25 protein-coding genes are annotated in these 23,101 nt (G+C 62.2%); 18 read left to right on the top strand and 7 right to left on the bottom strand.

The window, feature by feature from the left end; genetic code table 11:
• Positions 1-36 precede the first annotated feature (36 nt).
• Positions 37-792: a transcriptional repressor LexA gene (lexA, locus tag PGC08_RS12660; RefSeq protein WP_009885068.1), complete on the bottom strand. Its 756-nt coding sequence runs from the start codon at positions 790-792 to the stop codon at positions 37-39.
• A gap of 234 nt (positions 793-1,026) precedes the next feature.
• Here lexA and PGC08_RS12655 point away from each other — a divergent pair, with 234 nt between their 5' ends.
• From PGC08_RS12655 to PGC08_RS12625, 7 genes are all read left to right on the top strand, one after another.
• Entirely contained in the window at positions 1,027-1,359 is a 333-nt protein-coding gene (locus PGC08_RS12655; protein ID WP_009885067.1) for a LysM peptidoglycan-binding domain-containing protein, read from the top strand.
• A gap of 9 nt (positions 1,360-1,368) precedes the next feature.
• Positions 1,369-2,502 carry a histidinol-phosphate transaminase gene (locus PGC08_RS12650; RefSeq protein ID WP_069600398.1) on the top strand — a complete coding sequence of 378 codons (1,134 nt, stop codon included), beginning with the start codon at positions 1,369-1,371 and terminating at the stop codon, positions 2,500-2,502.
• Between the two features lie 101 nt (positions 2,503-2,603).
• Entirely contained in the window at positions 2,604-3,200 is a 597-nt protein-coding gene (gene hisB, locus PGC08_RS12645) for an imidazoleglycerol-phosphate dehydratase HisB (RefSeq protein WP_009885065.1), read from the top strand.
• Positions 3,197-3,799 (top strand): hypothetical protein, encoded by a 603-nt coding sequence (locus tag PGC08_RS12640; RefSeq protein WP_096160569.1) that lies wholly within the window; start codon positions 3,197-3,199, stop codon positions 3,797-3,799. Before hisB ends, PGC08_RS12640 begins: the two co-directional genes overlap by 4 nt.
• Entirely contained in the window at positions 3,796-4,425 is a 630-nt protein-coding gene (gene hisH, locus PGC08_RS12635) for an imidazole glycerol phosphate synthase subunit HisH (RefSeq protein ID WP_009885063.1), read from the top strand. The genes PGC08_RS12640 and hisH overlap by 4 nt, the downstream gene beginning before the upstream one ends.
• A 76-nt stretch (positions 4,426-4,501) precedes the next feature.
• A complete protein-coding gene (gene priA / locus PGC08_RS12630) occupies positions 4,502-5,239 on the top strand; it encodes a bifunctional 1-(5-phosphoribosyl)-5-((5-phosphoribosylamino)methylideneamino)imidazole-4-carboxamide isomerase/phosphoribosylanthranilate isomerase PriA (protein WP_009885062.1) in 738 nt (245 codons plus the stop codon).
• A 4-nt stretch (positions 5,240-5,243) separates the two neighbouring features.
• Positions 5,244-5,924 carry an SseB family protein gene (locus tag PGC08_RS12625; RefSeq protein WP_271708554.1) on the top strand — a complete coding sequence of 227 codons (681 nt, stop codon included), beginning with the start codon at positions 5,244-5,246 and terminating at the stop codon, positions 5,922-5,924.
• On the opposite strand, the gene PGC08_RS12620 is transcribed toward PGC08_RS12625, so the two are convergent.
• Entirely contained in the window at positions 5,902-6,105 is a 204-nt protein-coding gene (locus PGC08_RS12620) for a hypothetical protein (protein WP_271708553.1), read from the bottom strand. The genes PGC08_RS12625 and PGC08_RS12620 overlap by 23 nt on opposite strands.
• Here PGC08_RS12620 and PGC08_RS12615 point away from each other — a divergent pair.
• Entirely contained in the window at positions 6,104-7,450 is a 1,347-nt protein-coding gene (locus tag PGC08_RS12615) for a M20 family metallopeptidase (protein WP_009885060.1), read from the top strand. The genes PGC08_RS12620 and PGC08_RS12615 overlap by 2 nt on opposite strands.
• Positions 7,451-7,497: 47 nt before the next feature.
• Positions 7,498-9,135 (top strand): AbgT family transporter, encoded by a 1,638-nt coding sequence (locus PGC08_RS12610; protein ID WP_009885059.1) that lies wholly within the window; start codon positions 7,498-7,500, stop codon positions 9,133-9,135.
• Between the two features lie 64 nt (positions 9,136-9,199).
• Here the strand turns inward: PGC08_RS12610 and PGC08_RS12605 are convergent, their stop codons facing one another.
• Positions 9,200-10,159 carry an NmrA family NAD(P)-binding protein gene (locus PGC08_RS12605; RefSeq protein WP_096145818.1) on the bottom strand — a complete coding sequence of 320 codons (960 nt, stop codon included), beginning with the start codon at positions 10,157-10,159 and terminating at the stop codon, positions 9,200-9,202.
• Positions 10,160-10,317: 158 nt separating this feature from the next.
• On the opposite strand from PGC08_RS12605, the gene PGC08_RS12600 reads away from it, so the two are divergent.
• Positions 10,318-10,971, top strand: a complete 654-nt coding sequence (locus tag PGC08_RS12600; RefSeq protein ID WP_009885057.1) for a TetR/AcrR family transcriptional regulator — start codon at positions 10,318-10,320, stop codon at positions 10,969-10,971.
• 49 nt (positions 10,972-11,020) lie between these two features.
• Here PGC08_RS12600 and PGC08_RS12595 read toward each other — a convergent pair whose 3' ends face one another.
• The gene (locus tag PGC08_RS12595) at positions 11,021-14,419 is read right to left on the bottom strand and encodes a DEAD/DEAH box helicase (RefSeq protein WP_164743179.1); all 3,399 of its coding nucleotides are present in this window, start codon (positions 14,417-14,419) and stop codon (positions 11,021-11,023) included.
• Positions 14,420-14,567: 148 nt separating this feature from the next.
• On the bottom strand, positions 14,568-14,939 hold the full coding sequence (locus tag PGC08_RS12590) for a DUF1844 domain-containing protein (protein WP_009885055.1): 372 nt from the start codon (positions 14,937-14,939) through the stop codon (positions 14,568-14,570).
• Between the two features lie 271 nt (positions 14,940-15,210).
• Between PGC08_RS12590 and infC the strand changes: the two genes are divergently transcribed.
• The 4 genes from infC (at position 15,211) to PGC08_RS12570 (ending at position 17,683) form a co-directional block, all read left to right on the top strand.
• Positions 15,211-15,891: a translation initiation factor IF-3 gene (infC, locus tag PGC08_RS12585; RefSeq protein ID WP_081448649.1), complete on the top strand. Its 681-nt coding sequence runs from the start codon at positions 15,211-15,213 to the stop codon at positions 15,889-15,891.
• Positions 15,892-15,989: 98 nt separating this feature from the next.
• Entirely contained in the window at positions 15,990-16,196 is a 207-nt protein-coding gene (gene rpmI / locus PGC08_RS12580) for a 50S ribosomal protein L35 (protein ID WP_009885053.1), read from the top strand.
• 101 nt (positions 16,197-16,297) lie between these two features.
• The gene (rplT, locus tag PGC08_RS12575) at positions 16,298-16,687 is read left to right on the top strand and encodes a 50S ribosomal protein L20 (protein WP_009885052.1); all 390 of its coding nucleotides are present in this window, start codon (positions 16,298-16,300) and stop codon (positions 16,685-16,687) included.
• Positions 16,688-16,792: 105 nt separating this feature from the next.
• Positions 16,793-17,683, top strand: a complete 891-nt coding sequence (locus PGC08_RS12570; protein ID WP_069600389.1) for a TrmH family RNA methyltransferase — start codon at positions 16,793-16,795, stop codon at positions 17,681-17,683.
• A 242-nt stretch (positions 17,684-17,925) separates the two neighbouring features.
• On the opposite strand, the gene PGC08_RS12565 is transcribed toward PGC08_RS12570, so the two are convergent.
• Positions 17,926-18,246 carry a hypothetical protein gene (locus PGC08_RS12565; RefSeq protein WP_125178215.1) on the bottom strand — a complete coding sequence of 107 codons (321 nt, stop codon included), beginning with the start codon at positions 18,244-18,246 and terminating at the stop codon, positions 17,926-17,928.
• Between the two features lie 78 nt (positions 18,247-18,324).
• On the opposite strand from PGC08_RS12565, the gene PGC08_RS12560 reads away from it, so the two are divergent.
• The 3 genes from PGC08_RS12560 to PGC08_RS12550 all read left to right on the top strand — a co-directional run bounded on the left by PGC08_RS12560 (position 18,325) and on the right by PGC08_RS12550 (position 20,139).
• A complete protein-coding gene (locus PGC08_RS12560; RefSeq protein WP_271708552.1) occupies positions 18,325-18,861 on the top strand; it encodes a hypothetical protein in 537 nt (178 codons plus the stop codon).
• A gap of 214 nt (positions 18,862-19,075) precedes the next feature.
• A complete protein-coding gene (locus PGC08_RS12555; protein ID WP_271708551.1) occupies positions 19,076-19,735 on the top strand; it encodes a pentapeptide repeat-containing protein in 660 nt (219 codons plus the stop codon).
• Positions 19,736-19,791: 56 nt separating this feature from the next.
• Positions 19,792-20,139 (top strand): SdpI family protein, encoded by a 348-nt coding sequence (locus tag PGC08_RS12550; RefSeq protein ID WP_096160562.1) that lies wholly within the window; start codon positions 19,792-19,794, stop codon positions 20,137-20,139.
• Positions 20,140-20,172: 33 nt separating this feature from the next.
• On the opposite strand, the gene PGC08_RS12545 is transcribed toward PGC08_RS12550, so the two are convergent.
• Positions 20,173-21,828, bottom strand: coding sequence for an acetolactate synthase large subunit (locus tag PGC08_RS12545; RefSeq protein ID WP_271708550.1), 1,656 nt, complete (start codon positions 21,826-21,828; stop codon positions 20,173-20,175).
• A gap of 229 nt (positions 21,829-22,057) precedes the next feature.
• On the opposite strand from PGC08_RS12545, the gene pheS reads away from it, so the two are divergent.
• On the top strand, positions 22,058-23,101 hold the full coding sequence (pheS, locus tag PGC08_RS12540; protein WP_271708549.1) for a phenylalanine--tRNA ligase subunit alpha: 1,044 nt from the start codon (positions 22,058-22,060) through the stop codon (positions 23,099-23,101).

The raw sequence follows: 23,101 nt of genomic DNA, 5'->3' as shown, positions 1-23,101 counted from the left end.
TCGGAACCTCAGTGGTCGAAGACCTGGGGAGAAAAGTCAGAGGCGACGGATCACTGACACGACGAGACCCATGATCTGGGCATAGGTGCCGTCGATCGGTTCATAGTCCTTGTTCTGGGGGAGCAGCCACTGGTGGCCGGCCTTGCGCTTGAGGGTCTTCACAGTCGCCTCACCATCGAGCAGGGCGGCGACGATCTGACCGTTGTCAGCGGTGTGCTGCTTGCGCACGACCACCCAGTCGTCGTGACAGATCGCGGCTTCGATCATCGAGTCACCGACGACCTTGAGCAGGAACATGTCGCCCGAGCCCACGACCTGTGTCGGCAGGGAGAAGACATCGTCGACCTCCTGCTCAGCCAAGATGGGCCCACCGGCGGCGATGCGGCCGACGACGGGGACCTGGACGGTGTTGTTGGCCAGCTCTTCGTACTTGGCCCGCTCTGCCTCTTCTTCCTCGAAGGGATTGACCACTTCGATGGCGCGCGGGCGCTTCGGGTCTCGACGGACATAGCCGAGGCGTTCGAGCTGGGATAGCTGGTGAGCCACGCTGGAGAGCGAGGCCAGCCCGGCAGCCTTGCCGATCTCGCGCATGCTCGGCGGGTAGCCGTTGGTCACGACTGCGCGTTCGATGGTCTCGAGGACCAGACGCTGTCGTGGGGTCAGACGAAAATCGCCCTCGCCGGTGGAGCCTTCCGGAATCGAGACGTCCTCGTCATCGCTGCGGGCGGCTGCGATTTCGCTGGCGACGTCCTCGTTGCGGGGACGGCCCCTCCCTCGTTTGTTCTGAACCATTGCTCGTTCCCCTTCGTTCTATTCCCGCCAGCCTCACCGCTTGATCCTCACGTCGAGAATTCTCGTGTCAGTGCCGCCTGAGATGGTTCTTTCAGATCAATCAACAACGCTGGTTCTCTCTCATTGTCGCATAAATGTTCGAGTTGGACTGGACATATGTTCGATTGGCATGTTGAATAGAACAGACGTTCTACCTATTACGGGTGGAATCGTACGAAGGAAAGAGGTTAAGCGATGTCTGCACTGAACCAGGAACTGCGTTTCACCACTCGTGGACGCCAGGCCATGCGCCTGCTTCGGACCATGGTGTGCGCTCTTGTCATCGTCGGCGGAGCATTCTTCGTCGCCACACAGTCGTTCTCGGCAGCCGCCGGAGCAGAGACTGAGGACATCGGCATCGACGCCGAGGCAGTCGTCGTCGGTGAAGGGGAGTCACTGTGGGCAGTGGCCGTGGATCTCGGGATCGATCGCGACACCCGCGATGTCGTCGCTGACATCGTCGACATCAACCACCTGTCCTCGCCTGTGGTGCACCCGGGGCAGACCTTGGATGTGCCCAAACGCTAGACTGATGCGGTGGGAAATAACGAGTCATTGCCAGTGCGTTCGGACCTAGTCGGCCTCAAGCCCTACGGCGCTCCGCATCTGGATGTGCCAGTGCAGCTGAACGTCAACGAGAACGCCTATCCGATCCCCGATGTGGTCGTCGAGAGTATGCGCGCAGCCGTCGACGGACACTTCGCCGGACTCAACCGCTATCCCGACCGTGAGTTCGAGGACCTGCGCGAGCATCTCGTCACCTATCTGCAGGGCGTCAATGACCGCGCCGGACAGTCCGTCGAGCTCAGCTCCGACATGATCTGGGCGGCAAACGGGTCGAACGAGGTCCTCTCCCATATCGTGCAGGCCTTCGGCGGACCCGGGCGCACTGTCCTCGGATTCACCCCCAGCTACTCCATGCACCCCCTGATCACCACTGGCACCGGTGCCACCTGGCAGGCCTCGGCGCGCAACGACGACTTCACGCTTGATGCGGAAACCGTCGCCGCCGAGGTGGCCGCATTGAACCCGGACATCGTCTTCCTGTGCACCCCCAACAACCCGACAGGCACCTCGATCGACCTCGACGTCATCGAAGCCGCCTACGACAACTGCTCAGGCATTGTCATCGTCGATGAGGCCTACGCCGAATTCTCCCGACCTGCACGCGCCTCTGCCATGACGCTGCTGGACGGCCGTCCCCGGTTGGTCGTGTCACGGACGATGAGTAAGGCCTTCGCCTGCGCCGGACTGCGTCTCGGTTACGCCATTGCGTCACCGGACCTCATCGATGTTCTGCGCCTCGTGCGACTGCCCTACCACCTCTCGGAAATCACGCAGGTGCTTGCGTCCACCGCTTTGGAGCACGCCGACCTCCTCCTGGAGAACGTGGACAGGCTCATCGACTCCCGCGACCGAATCTCGCAACACCTGGATGCGGCGGGGTTCACCGTCTACCCCAGCGATTCGAACTTCGTTCTCTTCGGCAGCATCGCCTCACCTCATGATCTGTGGCAGAAGCTGCTCGATCGCGGAATTCTCATCCGCGACATCGGCATCGACCATCACGCACGGGTCAATGCCGGCACGGATGAGGAAACCACCGCGTTCCTCACCGCAGTCGACGAGATATTGGCCGAGGACCCGGCCATCGTGCTGTCCGCCAACTGAGTCGACATCGCTGAGATGCGCACACCCCGACATACCGCTTCGCTTGAGTCAGAGGACAATGGTCTTCAGACGGCACTTACCCTTCCTACGAAAGGCCATCCATGAGGCAGGCACAACGCTCCCGTACGACCTCGGAATCCTCGGTCAACGTTTCCATCAACCTCGACGGAACCGGTCAGTCCGACATTTCGACGAGTGTTCCCTTCTTCGACCACATGCTCACGGCGCTGTCGAAGCACTCACTCATCGACATGGAGATCAAGGCCGACGGCGATACACACATCGACGTCCACCACACGGTTGAGGACACCTCCATCGTCCTGGGCCAGGCACTGCTCGAAGCTCTGGGCGACAAGTCCGGCATCCGCCGCTACGGTCTGGCCGCCGTGCCGTTGGATGAGGCTCTGGCTCGCTGCGTCGTCGATGTGGCCGGCCGACCTTACTTCGTGCACGAAGGTGAGCCCGAAGGCCAGCAGTACCACCTCATCGGCGGTCACTTCACCGGGTCGATGACCTCACACTCGCTTGAGTCGATCGCCTTCCACGCCGGCCTCACCGTGCACCTCGACCTGCTGCGCGGCCGGGATCCGCACCACATCGCCGAAGCAGAGTTCAAGGCCTTCGCCCGTGCTCTGCGTGAGGCAGTCGAACCCGATGAGCGCAACAACTCGGTACCCAGCACCAAGGGAGTCTTGTGAGCACCACCGTCGTCGTGACCCCGTTCGGCGTAGCCGAGCAGCTGGCCGCTGCCTGCGTGCTGTCGAACATCAAGGGAACCATCGTTCCCATCGGAGACTTCACCGGAATCGTCCTGGCCGACACCGATGTGCAGGCGGGCAACGAGGCGGCCGCAGCGATCTCCAAACTCTCGGGCAAACACGAGGTTCTCCTCCTTGCCCGCAGCGAAGAGCAGATCGATGCCGGTCATTTCCGCCACGGTGCCCGCGAATCGGATGTGCCGGCAGGGCTGGCGCTGAAGAACCTTCCAGACGTCCTCGAGCAGCTCCTGCTCGAAATCAAGTCGGCCGACGAGGTGGAGGGCAACATCCCCACCTCCTCCATGACGAAGCTGCAGGCCAGCGCCGCCACAATGTCTCCTGGCCGGGCCGCCGTGGCCCGAACTGCACTGCTGTGGATCGTCGTGGCAGTACTCGCCGGACTCATCACTGCCTTCGGCATCACCATTGGGCTCACCGGGAACACGATGGCCTGGGTCGTCGCCGTCTTCGGCGCGATCGTCCTCGGCTTCTCCCTGTGGAGGATCTACAGCGTCCTGACCAAGGGAGCAAAGCAATGAGCACGGTCGCTGTCCTTGACTACGGGGCAGGAAACGTCCGTTCAGCCGTACGCGCGGTGGAAGCAGCCGGCGCCGAGGTCGTTCTCACAGCTGACCGGTCCGCCATCGATGCCGCCGACGGTCTGCTCGTCCCCGGCGTCGGTGCCTATTCGGCCGTGATGGCCGGATTGACGCGAATCGGCGGAGACGAACTGATCCGCTCCTGGCACGAGAGCCAGCGACCTCTGCTCGGCATCTGCGTCGGGCTGCAGGTCTTCTTCGCCAGCGGAGAAGAGCACGGTGTGAAGACCGAAGGCATCGGACTCTGGCCCGGCGCCGTCACCGCGCTCGAGGCTCCGGTCGTTCCCCATATGGGATGGTCGCAGGTCAGCGCGCCGACGTCGTCGCGGATGTTCGACGGTGTGGCCGAGGAACGTTTCTACTTCGTCCACTCCTATGCGGCGACCGAAACCCCGCCGGACACGGTGGTGACCACAGCAACCCATGGCAGCAGCTTCATCGCAGCAGTCGAGGACGGCACCACCTGGGCAGCCCAGTTCCACCCCGAGAAGTCAGCCGACGCAGGTGCACGTCTGCTGCGCAACTGGATCGGCTCCTTCCCAGAAGCGGGCGCGGCCCGCCACTAGGATTGTCCGAACCCTCCAGGTTCATCTGCTCCAACTCGTTCACATCAGTCTCGACAGCCTCTTGAGAAAGGTCACAATGACTCAAACCCCCAACAAGCTCGTCCTCCTTCCCGCCGTTGACGTCGCCGATGGCAAAGCCGTCCGCCTCGTCCAGGGCGAAGCCGGCACGGAGACCGACTACGGTTCACCCATCGACGCAGCCCAGGACTTCGAAAACCGGGGAGCGGAGTGGATCCACCTCGTCGACCTCGACGCCGCATTCGGTCGCGGATCGAACTCAGATCTGCTCAACCAGGTCGTCAAGGCCGTCGGCATCAAGGTCGAACTCTCCGGAGGCATCCGCGACACCGAGAGCCTCGAACGAGCACTCGACACGGGAGCTGAGCGGGTGAACATCGGCACCGCCGCCTTGGAGAACCCGGAATGGACCGCTGATATGATCTCTCGCTTCGGCGATCAGGTCGCCATCGGCCTCGACGTTCGCGGCACCACTCTCGCAGCCCGCGGCTGGACCAAGGACGGGGGAGACCTCTACGAGGTCCTCTCGACACTCGAGAAGGCAGGCTGCGCCCGCTATGTCGTCACCGACGTCCGCAAGGACGGCACGCTGCAGGGACCCAATGTGGAGCTGCTGAAGTCGATGGCGGAGAAGACCGACAAGCCGATCGTGGCATCGGGCGGAGTCTCGAGCCTCGACGATCTGCGCAACCTGCGCGAGCTGGTTCCCTATGGCGTGGACTCGGCGATCGTAGGCAAGGCCCTCTACGCCGGAAAGTTCACCTTGGAAGAAGCCCTCGAAGTCGCTGGAGGCTGAAGAAGTGGCATCGGATACGGGCGATCGCTCGGACTCGGCCGGACAATCATGGTCCGGCCGTGATCTGCGGCCGAACCCGTTCTCAGGCGACTCCGGGCTCGCCGATGCCGGTCTGATCGAAGCACTGAACCAGGTGCGCCAGGAGCCGTTGAACCCGACGCTGCACAGCAAGGTGCTCTCCGCACTGTCGGGGGCCAGGCTGTACGCACCGATCGTTCCGATGGCAGTCGACCAGGAGGTCGGCGAGAACGGACTGATGGTCGACAACTCCTCGGAGATGGCCATGGTTCGGCTGCAGGCCGAAGACGGCCGCGAGTGCACACCCGGTTTCTGCTCGATTCCACCGTTGACTGCGTGGCATCCCGACGCTCGGCCCGTGCCGATCGAATCGGAGCGGCTCGTCCTCGGGGCGATTGAAGCCGATTCGCAGCTCGTTGTCCTCGACCCCGGGGCCGAGACCTCGTTCCTGCTGCGTCGTACCGCAATGTTCGCATTTGCCCAGGGACAGCCCTGGACTCCGTCCTGGGCCGACGCCGAGGTGGGCCAGGCGTTGGTCGCCATCGCCGAGGATTTTCCTTGGCTGGCGCAGATCAGTTTGAGTCCCGGCAGTGCCCGAGTCCATGTCGAGGGGCCCGAGGTCGCATCCGACTTGGAGTACGCTCTCAAGTCTCCGCCGAGGAGATGAAGCGATTCCAACTAGCTCTGGCCGCCGATGAGACGATCGTGGAGAAGGTGGACTCATTGGCTCTGCAGATCGCCGAGTCGTAGACTCCCGAACCGCAGCGCACCCAATACTTCGGGTCGAGTCCCGAATACAGGGAAAAGGCATGTGCACTTGCCCGAAGTCTCCTATGCTTGATCTCCATGAGTGAGATTCGCGACCTGAGCCAACCGACCGTCCCGAACGCGAGCTATCTCGACCAGATCGCCGCCGAGACTCAAACACGCAGCGAGCGAGCAGGCGAGTGGAGCTCCGAGTTCAGCGGGGCTCCCGAGTCAAGCACGGCAGGCCTCGCCGCAGCTCTCGCAGCAGCAAGATCTGATCTCGACAGGCTGCTGCATACCATCCACAAATTGGCAGAGACCGCGTTCGTCGAATACGAGTCTGTCAGTGCGATCGCCTCGCTGCTGCGCTCACGAGGCGTCGAGGTCGAGACCGGACTTTTCGGTGTCGAGACGAGTCTGCGCGCGACCACGGGAAATGGTGACGGACGCACGATCGCGATCCTCGCCGAATACGACGCACTGCCGGAGATCGGTCATGCCTGCGGGCACAACCTCATCGCCGCCTCCGGAGTCGGAGCATTCCTCGCCCTGCATGCCCTCTGGGAACGGGACCCCAGCGCTGTTCCCGGCAGCGTGGTGCTGCTCGGTACGCCTGCGGAAGAGGGCCACTCGGGCAAAGAGGTCATGGCCCGCGGCGGCGCATTCGAGGGGATCGACGCAGCCATTATGGTTCACGGCTACGGGTACGACTGCGCGGAACAGGTGTGGTTGGGCAGGCGTCTGCTGACCGTCAACTACTCAGGGATCGCCGCCCACGCCTCGGCGCAGCCGTTCATGGGCCGCAACGCACTCGACGCCGCGAACCTCTTCTACCAGGGTCTTGGCCTTATTCGCCAGCAGATGCCGCCGATCTCCCGATTGCACGCCGTCATCGCTGACGGCGGGACCCGGCCCTCGATCATCACGGAAGCCGCCACAGTGCAGTGCTATGTGCGGTCGAAGTTCCCCGAAACGCTCAAGGAGCTGTCCGACAGGGTCGAGGACGCGGCCAAGGGCGCGGCCCTTATGACCGGCACCGGAGTAGAAGTCGACTGGGACGAGCATCCGCCTTCGCTTCCGGTGCGTACGAACTCCGCTCTCACACAGCGCTGGGCCGTGCATGAGGAGACGCAGGGGCGAACACCGCTGCCCGGTGGGGTGCTCGATGAGTCGATTGCAGCGTCGACCGACTTCGGCAATGTCTCCTATCGGATACCGGGCATCCACCCACTCATCAAAACCGCCGACGCCGAGGTGGCGCTGCATACCCGCGAGTTCGCGGCAGCCTCGATCACGCCCGCCGCCGAAGCTGCCGCCCATGATGCCGGCTACGGGCTGGCGTGTACTGCTTTGGACTTCCTCGTCGACGATGACCTGGCCTCCGAGGTGGTTGCAGAATTCGAACGCGACGGAGGAGCAGTAGACGTGGAGAACTACTTCAACTAGTCCGGGGAGTCCGCTCGGATCGCGACCATCGAAGAGAAGGAAGACACATGTCAACGACGACATCAGCGAAAATCGGTATCGGCCAGCGTCTGCTGGACGGGATTGAACGGATAGGCAACAAACTGCCCGAGCCGTTCACCCTCTTTCTCGGACTGTTCCTCATCACAGGAGCAATCTCAACCGGCATGGCTATAGCAGACGTGTCGGTCTCAATTCCCGGCAGCGACGAGACCGTGGCGATCAAGGGACTGTTCACCGGCGAAGGGCTGTCGTGGCTGACGACGACGATGGGCGACAACTACATCGGATTCCCGCCCTTGGCCACCGTACTGCCGATCCTCCTGGCCGTGGGCGTGGCCGAGAAGTCGGGCATGCTCGCCGCGGCTGTGCGAATCGCCTTCGGCAAGAGCCCGCGCTGGCTGCTGCCCTATGCCGTCGGCTTCGTCGGCGTGGTCGGGTCGATCATGGCCGATTCCGCCTTCATCATCATCCCGCCGCTGGCTGCGCTCGTGTTCAAGGCCGCCGGACGACACCCGATGGCCGGCCTCATCGGCGGATTTGCCGCCACCGGCGCCGGGTATTCGACCTCGATCGTCCCGACCAGCCTCGATGCGCTCTTCGCCGGAATCACCACCTCGGTGATGGAGACCTTGCCCGACACTGACTATACGGCCGTCAACCCGGTGTCGAACTACTTCTTCAACATCGTCGCCTCGATCGTGCTGGCGGTCATCGCCGGTTTCATCATCGACAAGCTCATCGAACCGAACATGGTTCGCAAAGGCGTTCCGCGCGAATACGCCGATGCCAAGGGTTCGGGCCTGGCCAAGGAATACCAGGCGAAGGACAACCCCTACGGCGAGAACTCCGTGTCTGCCGAAGAGGTCGAGGAATCGCAGAAGGAGGTCAAAGCCGAACTCGAACCCGAGGAGAAGCGGGGCCTGGTGTGGTCCCTGGCTTCGGCACTGCTGCTGACTGCGGTACTGCTCTTCGCAGTGCTCATTCCCGACTCACCCTGGCGCAATGAGGACGGCGGGTTCCTGCCGAAGTCCCCGTTGCTGTCCTCAATTGTCTTCATCGTCTTCGCCTACTTCATGCTCATGGGCGTGGTCTACGGTTTCGTCGTGCGCACCGTGCGGTCGATGAACGATCTCGTGCGTATGATGAGCCAGTCGATCGTCGACATGATGTCCTTCCTCATTCTCGCCTTCATCCTCGGTCAGTTCATCGCGCTGTTCAATTGGACGGGGATCGGTTCCTGGATCGCCGTGGCCGGTGCCTCCGGCCTCGAAGCGATAGGCCTCACCGGCTTCGCAGCGGTCATCGGGTTCATGCTCCTGGCCAGTGTGCTCAACCTCTTCATCGTCTCCGGGTCCTCGATGTGGACGCTCATGGCCGCGGTGTTCGTTCCGCTGTTCGCGCTGCTCGGCTACGAACCGGCCTTCATCCAGGCCGGATTCCGAGTCGGCGACTCGGCGACCCAGGTCATCACCCCACTCAACCCCTACATGATCGTGCTTCTGGGTCTCGTGCGCCGGTATGAGCCCAATGCCGGACTGGGTACCATCATCTCCAGGATGTTCCCGTTCGTCATACCCTTTTGGCTGGCGTGGGCTGCGCTCCTGGCGATCTGGTTCTTCTTCGACCTGCCGCTGGGCCCCGGCAACGGCATCTTCCTCAAATAGGCCGGCAGCGAGGACCTGTTCGTCCGAGCTCGGCGCACGCCACGTCTTCCACGCCGAGGCAGCATCACAGCATCTGTGTGACGCCTTCACGCCAATCTGTGGTGCCCAGATCCTTCGCAAACTCTCCGGTCTCGATCACGCAGGGGGAGTACCAGATCGGGGCGAGCTGGTTGAGTTCGTACATCGACCTCTCGAAGACTCCGGCGACGCGAGTCGTCCAGCGGGGGAGGGACAGTGGCCTCCGCGGTCTCGTTCCCAGATGCTCGTGAGTGAACTCCGCGATCTCGCCGAGTGTCGGATTCGAAGACGGAGCGATCAGCCGGCGATGCGTCCCCGCGGGGACGTCTTCGAGCAGCTGTGCCGCGCGGATCATCGCGGCAGCGAGGTCTTCGATCACGGTGATGCCGTGGGCGACATCGGAGCGTGCGGGCACAATGGCCCGATGCCATTTGGCGATCGGAGTGGTAATGCACATCTTCACCACTGAGGACCACGGCTGTGCGCTTCGGCCGAGCAGGTCTCCTGCAATGATGCTCGCCGAAGTGGCCGGGTGTTCCAGCCTCGCCTCCATGAGCTGCTGCCTGATCCGTCCCTTCTCCTCGACCGGGGCAAACGGAGAGGACTCCGTCACCGCGCTGTGGAGGCCAGCGAAGGCGTAGACCGATTCGGGGAAGATGACCGGCATGCCCAGTTCCGCGGCGACATCCATGATCGTCTTCTCCATCTGCGGCAGTACCTGTGCCCACACTCGGCTGTCATAGGGAGCATGAACGCAGGCGAAGATGACTTCGCTGCCAGCCGCGGCCTCGCGCAGCTGATCGGGGTCGGTCGCGTCCGCGCGAACTCGGTCGATTGTGGCGTGGTCGGCGTAGGCCGAGTCTGCTGATCCTGGGCCGGCGGCGACAACCGGGACAGCGGCTGGAGCCGAACGGGTGGCGACTGCAACGTGTACCCCTGCTGCTGTGAGCTGGAAGGCGATTTCGCTGCCTATCTGTCCGTAGCCGATGACGAGTGCAGATTTCATAGTGATCATCCTTCGTGATGTCGTGATGTCGTGCGCACCTTTGAGTGCACGGCTTGTGAGAGCACTGCTCTCTGAAATCAGATTAGGCCGATCCGCAATGCAATTCAAGAGCAGTGCTCACTATTGTTATCTTCGCTCTCTCGTTTTAGGGTTGAGGCATGACGAACTCGACTCCGCGCCAGCGGGCCCGGCTGGAAACCGAAGCCCAGATCACCCGGATCGGGAACCGTATGCTCGACGACGATGGGCTCGAGGGAGTCTCACTTCGCGCCATTGCTCGAGAACTCGGAATCGTCTCAAGCGCCATCTACCGATACGTGAAGAACCGCGATGAGCTGCTGACAATACTCATCCGTGACGCGTTCACTGCGATCGCCGACGAGGTCGATGAGGCACTGACACGCGACGAGTCCGTTCTCACGGTCGGTGTGACGATGCTTGCCTGGTCGCGCCGGCATCCCAATCGGTGGGCGCTCATCTACGGCACACCCATCCCGGACTATCAGGCCCCAAGGGATGAGACCGTAGTGCCCGGGACCAGGATCATGGTGACGCTGACGAATCTGTTGGAAAAGTCCTCGGCAGTCCAGACTTCCTCTGAGCTTCCGCCATCTCACGCCTTGGACCCACTGCGTGAAGGGTTGCGGGAACTGGGGTTGGAGCCTGATGATCAGGTGATCGTGCGCTCTGTGACCGTCTGGGCGGCGCTGGTCGGCCTCATCAATGCACTGCGCTTCGGGCAGTTCGGCCCTGGAGTCGAACTCGTCGAGGATGAGCTTATGCGCGGAGTCGTATCGTCTCTCGGGCACTGAGCCAGCAAACGGCACCGAGCTGGCGTGAGCGGCCGCTACGAGGAGCCCTTCACCCGTCAAGAAGTCCGCGGATGTCCTCACTCGTGATTGTCGAGGAGAAGCCCTCGCCCTCATTGACCAGGGAGTCGAAGAGCTGTGCCTTCCTCTCCTGCAGCGCTAGAACCTTCTCCTCGATGGTCTTCTCAGACACCATCCGATAGACCATGACGTTCTTCGTCTGCCCGATGCGGTGCGCACGATCAACCGCCTGAGCTTCCACCGCCGGATTCCACCAGGGATCAAGCAGGAAAACATAGTCGGCCTCTGTCAACGTCAGCCCGAATCCGCCGGCTTTGAGGCTGATCAGGAAGACCGGTGCCTCCCCAGCTCTGAAATCATCGATGACCGCACCTCGGTTCCGGGTGGAGCCGTCTAAGTAGCAGTAGTTGATGTTGCGATGATCGAGCTGTTCGCCGACCCGTGACAGGAACGAGGTGAATTGGCTGAAGATGATGGTGCGGTGCCCCTCGGCGATGATGTCGTCGAGGTGGGAGAAGAGTGCGCTGAGTTTGCTTGATCCGATCGCTTCGTACTTCTCATCGATGAGATAGGGGTCGATGGCCAACATCCGCAGCAGTGTCAGTGACCGGAAGATGGCGAAGCGGTTGCGATCCATGTCGTTGATGAGGCCGAGGAGCTTCTTCCTCTCCTTCTGCAGGACCGTGTTGTAGAGATCCCGGTGCTTGGAGCTGAGTTCGACGCTGAGGATCTGTTCCTGCTTCGGCGGCAGGTCGGCCGCGACCAGTTCCTTGTTCCGCCGTTTCATGAACGGTCTGATCCGCCGCCGCAGCAGCGCCATGCCCTCCGGACTTTCGCCCGATTCGATGGGTAAGACGATCTCGCGACGGAACTTCTCGATGCCCGGCAGCAGTCCCGGTGAGGTGATCGAGTACAGCGACCACAGGTCGGTCAGCGAGTTCTCCATCGGTGTGCCCGTGATGGCCAGGCGGAATCGCGCCTGGATTCCCTTCGCCGCAGTGTGGACCTTGGCCGTCCGGTTCTTGACGAACTGCGCCTCGTCGAGGACGAAGGTGTCCCATTGGATCGATCGGAAGGCCTGTGCGTCGAGGCGCAGAATCGCATAGGAGGTGATGACGAGGTCGGCATCCTCGATCTCCAAGGCCAAGGCGGTCTTCCGCTTCTTCTCTGTGGCCGAGATAGTGGTGACTCGCAGACCAGGTGCGAACTTCTCGGCCTCCGCACGCCACGTCGACATCACCGATGTGGGTGCGACGACGAGAATGGGGGAGGCATTCGCCGTCGTGTTCTTGATATGAGTGAACAGGCTCAGTGCCTGCAGAGTTTTACCCAAACCCATATCGTCGGCCAGGATGCCGCCGAGTCCGCTGGACCACAGTGCGGCCAGCCAGCTGAACCCTTCCTGTTGGTAGGGCCGCAGTGTGGCCTCGATTCCCTCCGGCACGTCGAGAGACGGAATCTCGCCGAGGTGGCTGAGCGCTTCGACCGAACGTCGCCATGAGGCCGCCGCTGTGGAGTCGTCGACGAGTTCGTCGAATTCGGCCCACAGATCCATGTGATAGCGCGAGAGGCGAGGTGAGTCCGGCTGCCAATCCGCAATGACATCCGATTCAGCGAGCATGCGACGAAACTTGTCGAAGAAGGGCCCGTCGAGGGAGAAGTACGCGCCATCGGGCAGGACTATCATCTCTGCCCCCTGTGCGAGGGCGACGAACAGGTCGGCGAAGCGAACCTTCTGTCCGGCAATCATGATGTGGAAGCGAATGTCGAACCAGTCGCTGTCTTCGGCCTCGTCGGTCGACATCGACACCAACGGTGCTTCGGTGACTTCCCGATAGTCCGGGCGATCGCCGACCTCATGGACCTCGAGATGGTCGATGTCGCTCAGGGTGGGCAGGAGCTTGTCGACGAAGACAGCCGTCTGCAGACCGTCGAGGTCCACGGTGCCTGCATGACCCAACGCACTGGGGAGGGTCAGTGGGACTGGGATTGCCGCAACCGTGGAGCTGAGATTCGCGAGCACGGTGTCTTCGTGTTCAATGCTGCGGTCGCGGTCTGGTGCTGAACCTCGGCGGATCGGGAACGTATGAGTCGGGTGATGGTAGTGCCACTCCCACGTCAGATGTGCACCATGATCTCCGTAGGTGACGGTGAGCGCGAGGTCGGGAGGGACGAGCACGGGCAGGGTCACCGAATCGTCAGAGGAGATGACGGTGGTGGCATAGGCGAGCTTGGGATAGAAGCCTGTGAAGAAGTCATCCATCTGGTCCTTCGAGATGGTGACCGGTTCCCAACGACGCAGCATCTCAACGACCGCATGGTCGGTGGTCTTCTCTGCAGGTGCCAGGACGAGGGCGAGTCCTGCCGCGGTCGAGATTCCGTAGAAGCCATGATCGTCGATCGGCCCGCTGAGCCCTTGGTCGAACGGTTCTTCGTCAACGGTGATCAGGGAGCGAACCTCGAGCCCCTGTGGCGTCGCGACCACATCGCATTCCGTGGTGGCCTCGTCAGCCAGGCGGACCGTGAGCTCGCGGCGGGTGCCGACAAGTTCGATGCCCAAAGTCCTCGCCTGATCGAAGAGATGCCACAGCAAGGGTGAGGCGAACCAGTCAAGGACCACAGTGTCCTCATTGGTCACAAGGCGATTCGAGTTGATGGCAGAGAGCCCGTACAGCTGAGCGAACCATGCCGCCTGACCGCGCGCATAGGCGCGGGTGGTGGAGTTGTTGGCGATGTTGGACCAGGACACGTTGCCCTTGATCCAGTTGCGGCGTGCCCCCTCCATCAGAGGACGCAGAGTGACGACGAGGTCGGTGTAACCGGTCAGCTTCGTGCGCGTGATCGGGTGCACTTCGAAGTTCCCGAAGCGAGTGCGCCGCAGTTCGGAGATCTCGAAGCCGAGCGCAAGCCGCGTCGGTGCAGTCCCAGCCAGGGTGCCGCCGGGGCCAGAGGCCCACACCGATGCATCGACGCGGTCGGAGGAGAAACCGGAGAGGATCGACTTCCAATCCGACTCCGCACGCCGAGGTGACGACGTCCCACTGCGGGAAGCTGTTCTGCTGCGGGCAGTCTGCCAGCTGGGAGGGTCGGGGGAACTGCGTTGGTCCGGGTCGTGCAGTGCCGTCGAACCGAATGGAGCCACCTGCCGAACCGATGCCGCCATGAGCGCAGCCACCACATGTTTGCAGTCTCCGCCCACGGGGCATGTGCACTGCGAGGAGAGCACGGTGAATGATTTCGCCGTGGGACTGTGTCGCTTCAGCCGCACGATGCTGGTGTAATCCTGTGCCGCGCTGCCTGCGACGTCTGCCCGCAGAGTATTGTCCTCGGGGTCCCAACGTGCCTGCCCGACCATGCCCTTGTTGGCGTAGCTGCGTCCGCGCTCGTAGAACGTGGTGCCGAAGTAGTCCTGCAACTCCTTGGCACTCACGTACGGCAATTCTACGGGAGACATAGGACGATGGTCTCACCCGGCACTGACATGACAGAAGCGGCCCCCGACCAGTGGTCGGGAGCCGCAGCGGATATCTTGGGGCCATGGCGCACGACGAAAGAGTCGGCACGCACGGTGGGGTGTCTCAGCGAACAGGGCCTGTGTACTTCTCGCCGGGACCCTGTCCTGGCTCATCCTGAATCGCCGAGGCTTCGCGGAAGGCCAGCTGGAGGCTGCGCAGGCCGTCGCGCAGAGGGCGAGCATGGTGGTCGCCGATGACGGTGGCGGCGCCGGTGACCAGGCCGGCCAGCGCAGTGATGAGCTTGCGTGCCTCGTCCAGGTCCTGCAGCTCTGCTGCGGGAGCCTCGGGGGAGTCTTCGGCCAGTCCGCATTTGACGGCGGCAGCGGACATCAAGTGCACGGCTGCTGATGTGATGACCTCGATGGCTGGTACTTCGGCGATGTCACGCGTGACATCGGCAACCGCCTCGGCGGGTACAGAATTTTCAGAACTCATGGGACTAGCTTGACATATGAACGACGCGTCGATTGCACGTTCGGCCTCGATGTGCGAAGAGTCATGAAGCGTAGTACACTAAGTCGTGGTGCGAAGCGGGGTCTGACTCCCACCTTGATCGCGTAGAGCGATCGGGTCCAATGATCTGATGATCGACAGCCCAGGTGCAAGCCTGAGACAGAAGATTTCAGATCGAGGTGTATTCACTTGAAGTGCTGCGGTTTCAATACCGTGCTCTGATGTGTGTGCAGGCTCCCTTGGCATGTGGTCAATGGGAGCCTTTTCTATTGCCACGACATCATTTGAGCTAAAAAGGAGTGAACACATCAGCGAGACGCGCATCAATGACCGGATTCGGGTTCCCGAGGTCCGGTTGGTCGGACCCAACGGTGAACAGGTCGGTATCGTTGCCATTCGCAAGGCACTCGACCTCGCTCGCGAGGCAGATCTCGACTTGGTCGAGGTTGCACCGCAGGCGAAGCCTCCCGTCGCCAAACTCATGGACTACGGGAAATTCAAATACGAATCTGCTCAGAAGGCCAGAGAAGCCCGCAAGAACCAGGCGAACACTGCGCTGAAAGAGATCCGCTTCCGTCTCAAGATCGATGAACACGACTACGAGACGAAGAAGGGGCATGTGACCCGCTTCCTGTCCGGTGGCGACAAGGTCAAAGTCATGATCATGTTCCGCGGTCGTGAACAGTCTCGCCCCGAAATGGGCATCAAGCTGCTCAACCGCCTGGCCGAAGATGTGTCGGAACTGGGCACCGTCGAATCCTCACCACGGGTCGACGGACGCAACATGGTGATGGTCATTGCCCCACATAAGTCAAAGTCCGACGCCAAGGCCGAGGCCCGCAAGGCATCATCCGATGCCAAGGGCAACGTCGCCGAGGTGAAGTCCCGACGCGATCGCGTCGCTGCAGAGAAACAAGCAGCGCCCGACGCGTGAGAAGTAAGTACCGATTCGCTGGAGCCTGAACGGTTTCAGCGTGTGAAGTAGTTGCCGGTGGTCGCCACCGACAACGAAATGCAAAGGAGAACGGCTCGATGCCGAAGCAGAAGACGAACAGCAGCGCCAAGAAGCGCATGCGTGTGACGGGTACTGGCAAGATCATGCGTGAAGGCGTGAACAACCAGCACAAGTTCGAGGGCAAGTCCTCGGCCCGTAAGCGTCGCGTTGCCGAGGACCAGGTCCTCACCGGCGGAGATCGCGCCAAAGCCCGCAAGCTTCTGGGCAAGCTCAAGGGCAGGTGAGACCCTCTCGGGTCTCCATCCCGGGCAGCCACTGATGTGGTTCCCACAGCTTGAACCAGACTCCGGCACCGCCGGTTGAACCAACTTTGAAGGAGTAACACGTGGCACGTGTTAAGAGAGCGGTCAACGCTCACAAGAAGCGCCGGGTCATCCTTGACCGGGCAAGCGGCTACCGCGGACAGCGCTCGCGCCTGTACCGCAAGGCCAAAGAACAGGTCATCCACTCGCTGGTCTACAGCTACCGTGACCGTCGCGCCCGCAAGGGTGACTTCCGTCGCCTGTGGATCCAGCGCATCAACGCTGGTGCTCGCGCCAACGGCATGACGTACAACCGCTTCATCCAGGGCCTCAAGGCCGCTGGCGTCGAGGTTGACCGCCGTATGCTCGCCGAGCTCGCCGTCAACGATTCAGCCACTTTCGCGCACCTGATCAAGGTTGCCAAGGAAGCTCTTCCGGCTGACGTCAACGCAGCGAAGACCGCCGCAGCCTGAGCTGCCGGTCCTCATACTCTCAACGGCCCCGAACTTATTTGGTTCGGGGCCGTTGAATTTGTCTCAGCACTTCCAGCACTTCCAGAACGCGGGTCGACAAACTCCATGAAGCTTCCAGACGTCATCTCCTCCACACAGTCGAAACGGATCAAGAACGCCGTCAAGCTGCTCAAGCGCCACGGCCGCAAGACCTCGGGGCAGTTCCTCGTCGAAGGGCCGCAGGCCGTGCGAGAAGCGCTGGATCGTCATGTCTCGCAGGACCTTGACGGGCACAATCCTGGTGTTCCGGAGTGGATGGGCTCGACCATCGATCCCAAGGGTGCTGTCGTCGACCTCTTCATCACCGAGGAAGCGGCCGAGGTTCATCCCGAATTCGTCGAGACCGTCAAGGGCGCACAGATCGACTGGAACATCGTGACCCCGGAGGTGCTTGCCGAACTGGCGACGACCGTGAACTCACAAGGTGTCGTCGCCGTGTGTGAACACCTCGATGTGGCCCTTGACTCGGTGATCGACAAAGAAGCTCAGCTCATCGTGGTGCTCTCGCAGGTCCGTGACCCCGGCAACGCCGGCACGATCATCCGCCTGGCCGATGCCGCCGGTGCTGATGCCGTGGTGCTCACCAACTCGAGTGTCGACATCTACAACGACAAGACCGTGCGTTCGACAGCTGGCTCGCTGTTCCACGTCCCCGTGGTCACCGGTGTGGGACTGTCCGAGGTGACCGAACTGGCCCGTGCCCGTGGACTTCAGGTCCTTGCCGCGGACGCCAACGACGATGCCCATGACCTCCACCACCCCTGGGACTCCGGTCTCGACCTGACGGCTCGCACCACGTGGGTCTTCGGCAACGAGGCGTGGGGGATGGGCGAGAAGGACCTGGAACTCTGCGACGCCTCGGCCGCCGTGCCGATCTACGGCAAGGCGGAGAGCCTCAACCTGGCCACAGCCGCCAGCGTGTGCATCTACGAGAGCGCACGTAACCAGCGAATGTGAGGCAACTGCCTCTCGTTCAACGCTGGGTCAGGTTTTCCCCGTTGCCTCGGAGTGAAAACCTCCTTCAGCGTTGAACGACAGTTTCGAATGGTGGGCAGAGCGTCATCGATCCGCCTGTGATGGCGAGTGGTCTGTTGTCCACAGGCGCGTCGTGTCATCTTGCGGTAAGTGTCGTCATCGCAGATGCTGATGGCATGTTCGTCTGTCTGAGCACTGCAGAACTCACGGCTGCTGGTTGGTCTTCACACCAGATCGACAACGCCCTGGCCTGCTGTCTCCGACGGGTGCGGTCCGGCCGATACCTCGTGAAACGACAGTGCCAGACGCCGATTCACGAGCACATCGCACTGATCGCTGGTTCCGATCGCACGCATCTCCCGGTGGAGACCGCGGGAATGAGGAAACGTGATGAGGACCTGCGCATTCTCGTCAGATCGTACGTGGGCGACCTTCCGCCAGGGGCAACACTTTCGCACAGAAGCGCTCTCATCGTGCATGGGCTGCCTATCCCTTACTTCGACCGCGATGAGTCCATAGTCGCCGAGGTGGTTCATCCGACTCATGGAGTCCGCCGGAACACCCTCCTGATGAGGCGCCGGGACTACGGTCCAGCCGAAGTATGCGAGATCGACGGAGCACGTGTGACCACGTTGCTGCGCACCTTGGCCGATATCGCTCGCGACTATCCGCTTGCGTTCGCGGTCGCCGTTATCGACGCCGCTATCCACACTTCCCTGGTGACCTTGCCGCTGGTTAGGGAGTACTGCGAAGCGCACCCGGTGCGGACGCGTCAACGCCGGGTCGATCGGGTGTTGGGGCTCGCTGATGGTCGCCGCGAGTCGATCGCCGAATCCATCTGTGCTGTGCGATTCGTCGAGTTCTCCATTCCTGGGTTCGAACCACAGGTGACCATTCGCGATGAGAACGGGAACTTCGTCGCGCGAACCGATTTCGCAAATAGGCGAGCGAAAACTGTCGCAGAGTTCGACGGCGCTGGAAATTACCATCTGCCGGGCCGAGACCCGCGACGAGAACTCGAGCTCGAACGTCAACGTGAGTACAAGCTGCGAAACCTCGGATATTCCGTATTTCGCCTCCGGTGGCAAGATCTCTTCACCGCTGATGTGTTCCTCAGAATCAAAGCACGCGTCGCGAGCTCCCCAGGAACTATAGGCTGACCATCGCAAGCATTCGCACTGCGCGGCCGCTCGTTCAACGCGAAGCCAGCTTTTCCCGCCGAGGCAACAAGGAAAGCCTGGCTCAACGTTGAACGACGGCGAAACATGCGAAACAACGTGAAGACGGCTCGGTAGTATGCAGCTGGAAGTAGGCACTAGGAAGTCGGGTGTGCCCGACGGCATGTGTGTCACCGGAACCCGATACGGTGAGCCTATGACGACTGAAGCTCCTCGCGAACCCAAGATCAAGCTGACGAACCTGACGCCTGGCTACCTCGGTGATATCGGTCCGGAAGAGTTTCTAGAGGGCATGGAGTTCACGGATCTTGACCTCGCCGGGGTGGATTCCACCCAGGCCACGTACCTGGACTGCTCGCTGTCCCGCATGAACTTCGGGGCAGCCGAGGAGCCAGCGGATCTCACCGGTGCACGTTTCTCGGGCTCGACGATCGAAGACTCCCGCGCCGATACATGGACGATGCCACGGGGAAGTTTCATCCATACCGAGATCTCTGGAACACGGATCGGCGCTGGAGTCTTCCATGACAGCGTGTGGGAGAAGACGACCTTCAACAACTGCCGCATCTCCTACCTCAATTTACGCGGAGCCAAACTCACCGACGTCGAATTTCGCGACTGCGTCATCGACGAGATCGACCTCGACCGAGCCAAGGTCAACCGAATGTCCTTCCCCGGCTCCACTGTCGGAGTGCTCCAGTGCGAAGGCTCAACATTGGGCAATGTGGACCTGCGGGGCCTGCAGCCGCACAAGATCTCCGGAGTCCACTCATTGCGCGGAGCCACCATCGACGAAACACAACTGATGCTCTTCGCCGATCTCTTCGCTCACGAACTCGGCATCAGAGTCGAATGACCGCCGACGCGGCTGGTCCAACGGATCCGTAAGGAGAGCAGGAGGGAGCAGCACCGATGTTCTACCCGCCGATGATGGGCTACCTGATCGTGACGGCGGTCAGCGTCTTGATGATCGTCGCACAGCGCAGACAGGCGATCGGCAGGAACTCTGTGATCGGGATCCGGACGAGGTACACGCGCGCATCCGATGCGTCGTGGAAGGCAGGGCAGCGCGCGGGCAGGCCCTATCTCATTGCCATGGCCGCCATCAGCATCTGCCATGCAGTAGCGCTGTTCGTCGCCGAGATATCGGATGCCACAACAACTGGCCACATCCTGTCCGTAGTCGGATGGGTGCTCGTAGTCATCTGCGCCGTCTTGGCAGGCAGAGCGGCAAACAGCGCCGCAAGGTCAGTTGGATAGTGCGGCAGGTTCAGCCGGACTCTGAAGTCAGCCCTACTGTGCGTCCAGCGCCTGAGTCGCTCGCTCACCCAACTCATCGATGAGCACTCGCTCGTTCTCCGAATAGTCCACGGGTACGACCACGAGGTGGACTCCGCCGGCGGCAAAGGCGGACTCGAGGACGTCATGCATGTCGTCGACATTTTCCAGCCGGTGCCCGGTGGCCCCGTAGGACTCGGCGTAGGCGACGAATTCGGGGTTGCCGAAGGTCAGCCCATAGTCGGGCATGCCGTCGACAGCCTGCTTCCACCGGATCATGCCGTAGGAGCTGTCTTCGAGGACGAGTACGACGAGGTCGAGGCCCAGTCGCACCGCGGTCTCCATCTCCTGGCTGTTCATCATGAACCCGCCGTCTCCGACGACTGCCATGACCCGGCGTTCCGGGTAGGTCAGCTTCGCTGCCATGGCCGAGGGGAGGCCGGCCCCCATGGTGGCAAGTGCATTGTCGAGGAGGAGTGTATTGGCCCTCGTGGTCCGGTAGTTTCGGGCGAACCAGATCTTGTACATGCCGTTGTCGAGGGCGACGACCCCGTCAACGGGCATGACCTTGCGCACCTCGGACACGATGCGCTGCGGGATGAAGCGCTCATCGTTCGACCGTTCTTCGATCTTCTCCAGAATTCCTGCCCGCATCGGCAACAGTGCTCCGGCATTGGGCACGTGTCCGACGAGTTCCACGGCGAGACGGTCGAGGCTGGGCCCGAGGTCACCGATGGTCTCAACCTGCGGGAAGTAGACCTGCTCGACGACGGCTGCCCGGTAGCCGACGTGGACGACAGTCGGTCCGTTCTCATCCATCGTAAACGGTGGCTTCTCGGTCGTATCGTGGCCGATGGTGACGATGACGTCGGCCTTCTCGATTGCGTCGTGGACGTAGTCCCGGCTGGTCAGGGCCGCCGTGCCCATGTACAGATCGGAGGACCCGGACACGGATCCCTTGCCCATCTGCGTGGTGAAGTAGGGGATGCGCACCCGGGAGACGAATCTCGACAGAGCCTCGCTGGCGTCCGAACGTGAGGCATCGGCGCCGAGCATGAGCAGCGGTCGCTTCGCGGTCCGGATCACCTGGGCGGCGGCATCGATGGCATCGTCGCTGGCCGTGGCGCGTCCATTGGTGTGCGGTTGCACGAGTTCGCTCTGCTCCAGTGGCATCGCGGCGATGTCCTCCGGGAGTTCCAGGTGCACAGGACCCGGCCGTTCGGACTGGGCGACGCGGAAGGCCTCCCTGATCATGGTGGGGATCATCCTCGGCGAAGTGATCTGACGGCTGTCTTTCGTCAGCGGCTTCATCGTCGCCACGGTATTGACGATCTGGAAGCGCGCCTGCTCGGACGTGCGGATCCCCTTCTGCCCGGTGATCATGATCACCGGCATGCCGCCGAGGTGGGCGTAGGCGGCCCCGGTCGCCAAGTTGAGTGCACCCGGGCCCAGGGTGGTCAGACACACGCCTGGTTTGCCCGTCAGCCGCCCGTAGGTCGCGGCCATGAAGGCGGCGGCTTGTTCGTGGCGGGTGAGGACGAATTCGATGGAGGACTGGCGCAGAGAATCGATGAAGTCGATATTCTCCTCACCGGGGATGCCGAAGATGCGTTCGACTCCCTCGTTCTCCAGGGCCTTGACCATGACATCGGAAGCTCGCTGAGTCGTCATGTTTCGACACTACATCTTTTGGAGTGGGGCCTCGATGACTCAGCTCACAGATGTGGGCACGGACAGGGATCCGGTGGAGCCGCCTCGGCGAGGGTGGGAGCCACAGGGGTGCCAGGACACGATCCGGACGAGTGGTCGAGCACGGAATCACAGGCGATAGACTTGAGCGCAGCAGACAAACGGCATTGAAGTACGCAGAAGATGCAGATTACGCAGATGAAGGACATTGATGACTGACCAGCTCGACCCATTGGACGAGTCGGCCGTGAATGCGGCCGTTGACGCGGCACTGAGGGCATTCGCGGACGCACGCACCCTCGACGATCTCAAGGCCGCGAAGATCGAGTTCACGGGCGACAAGGCCCCGCTGGCGCTGGCCAACCGGGCCATCGGCGGACTCGACAAGGCCGATAAGGCCGCCGCCGGCAAGATCGTCGGCAAGTCCCGCGGCCAGGTCAAGAAGGCCCTCGACGCCCGTCAGGCCGAGCTGGAAGCCGAGCGCGACGCAGCCGTTCTCATCGAAGAGTCCATCGACGTCACTCTGCCCACAGATCGCAACCGCCTCGGCGCTCGCCATCCGCTCTCCCTCATCCAGGAACAGGCCGCCGACTACTTCATCGGCCTCGGCTGGGAAGTTGCCGAAGGTCCCGAGATCGAATCGGAGTGGCTGAACTTCGATTCCCTCAACTTCGGACCCGACCATCCTGCTCGCCAGATGCAGGACACCTTCTTCGTCGACCCTCCTGAGGCCGGCCTCGTCCTGCGCACCCACACCTCACCGGTGCAGTCGCGTTCGCTGCTGCAGCGCGGTGTCCCGCTCTACATCGTGTGCCCGGGCAAGACCTTCCGCACCGATGAACTCGATGCCACTCACACGCCGGTCTTCCACCAGATCGAGGGCATCGCCATCGACAAGGGCCTGACCATGGCCAACCTGCAGGGCACCCTCGACGGCTTCGCCCGCGAAATGTTCGGCCCCGAGTCGAAGACCCGCCTGCGCCCCAGCTTCTTCCCGTTCACCGAACCGAGCGCGGAAATGGACTTCTGGTTCCCCAACAAGGTCGGCGGGCCCGGCTGGATCGAATGGGGCGGCTGCGGCATGGTCCACCCCAATGTGCTCAAGGCCGCGGGCATCGACCCCGACGTCTACCAGGGCTTCGCCTTCGGTATGGGCATCGAGCGCACCCTGATGCTGCGCGAAGGAATCAACGATATGCATGACATGGTCGAGGGCGATGTGCGCTTCTCGGCACGTTTCGGAATGAAGGCTTGA

The organism is Brevibacterium sp. BDJS002, assembly GCF_028201555.1.
GTDB classification, from domain to species: Bacteria; Actinomycetota; Actinomycetes; order Actinomycetales; family Brevibacteriaceae; genus Brevibacterium; species Brevibacterium aurantiacum.
The sequence above is the reverse complement of the archived record's forward strand: the minus strand, read 5'-3'. Positions and strand labels throughout refer to the sequence as shown.

What these genes read in the sequence shown, in the direction of transcription:
- PGC08_RS12570 (WP_069600389.1), top strand. Translation starts at nt 16,793, where the DNA reads ATGAAGCTTCCAGACGTCATCTCCTCCACACAGTCGAAACGGATCAAG.
- PGC08_RS12545 (WP_271708550.1), bottom strand. Translation starts at nt 21,828, where the DNA reads ATGACGACTCAGCGAGCTTCCGATGTCATGGTCAAGGCCCTGGAGAAC.
- PGC08_RS12590 (WP_009885055.1), bottom strand. Translation starts at nt 14,939, where the DNA reads ATGAGTTCTGAAAATTCTGTACCCGCCGAGGCGGTTGCCGATGTCACG.
- hisH (WP_009885063.1), top strand. Translation starts at nt 3,796, where the DNA reads ATGAGCACGGTCGCTGTCCTTGACTACGGGGCAGGAAACGTCCGTTCA.
- pheS (WP_271708549.1), top strand. Translation starts at nt 22,058, where the DNA reads ATGACTGACCAGCTCGACCCATTGGACGAGTCGGCCGTGAATGCGGCC.
- hisB (WP_009885065.1), top strand. Translation starts at nt 2,604, where the DNA reads ATGAGGCAGGCACAACGCTCCCGTACGACCTCGGAATCCTCGGTCAAC.
- PGC08_RS12550 (WP_096160562.1), top strand. Translation starts at nt 19,792, where the DNA reads ATGTTCTACCCGCCGATGATGGGCTACCTGATCGTGACGGCGGTCAGC.
- priA (WP_009885062.1), top strand. Translation starts at nt 4,502, where the DNA reads ATGACTCAAACCCCCAACAAGCTCGTCCTCCTTCCCGCCGTTGACGTC.
- PGC08_RS12565 (WP_125178215.1), bottom strand. Translation starts at nt 18,246, where the DNA reads ATGAGTCGGATGAACCACCTCGGCGACTATGGACTCATCGCGGTCGAA.
- PGC08_RS12605 (WP_096145818.1), bottom strand. Translation starts at nt 10,159, where the DNA reads ATGAAATCTGCACTCGTCATCGGCTACGGACAGATAGGCAGCGAAATC.
- PGC08_RS12600 (WP_009885057.1), top strand. Translation starts at nt 10,318, where the DNA reads ATGACGAACTCGACTCCGCGCCAGCGGGCCCGGCTGGAAACCGAAGCC.
- PGC08_RS12555 (WP_271708551.1), top strand. Translation starts at nt 19,076, where the DNA reads ATGACGACTGAAGCTCCTCGCGAACCCAAGATCAAGCTGACGAACCTG.
- lexA (WP_009885068.1), bottom strand. Translation starts at nt 792, where the DNA reads ATGGTTCAGAACAAACGAGGGAGGGGCCGTCCCCGCAACGAGGACGTC.
- PGC08_RS12620 (WP_271708553.1), bottom strand. Translation starts at nt 6,105, where the DNA reads ATGGAGATCAAGCATAGGAGACTTCGGGCAAGTGCACATGCCTTTTCC.
- PGC08_RS12655 (WP_009885067.1), top strand. Translation starts at nt 1,027, where the DNA reads ATGTCTGCACTGAACCAGGAACTGCGTTTCACCACTCGTGGACGCCAG.
- PGC08_RS12615 (WP_009885060.1), top strand. Translation starts at nt 6,104, where the DNA reads ATGAGTGAGATTCGCGACCTGAGCCAACCGACCGTCCCGAACGCGAGC.
- rpmI (WP_009885053.1), top strand. Translation starts at nt 15,990, where the DNA reads ATGCCGAAGCAGAAGACGAACAGCAGCGCCAAGAAGCGCATGCGTGTG.
- infC (WP_081448649.1), top strand. Translation starts at nt 15,211, where the DNA reads ATGGGAGCCTTTTCTATTGCCACGACATCATTTGAGCTAAAAAGGAGT.
- PGC08_RS12610 (WP_009885059.1), top strand. Translation starts at nt 7,498, where the DNA reads ATGTCAACGACGACATCAGCGAAAATCGGTATCGGCCAGCGTCTGCTG.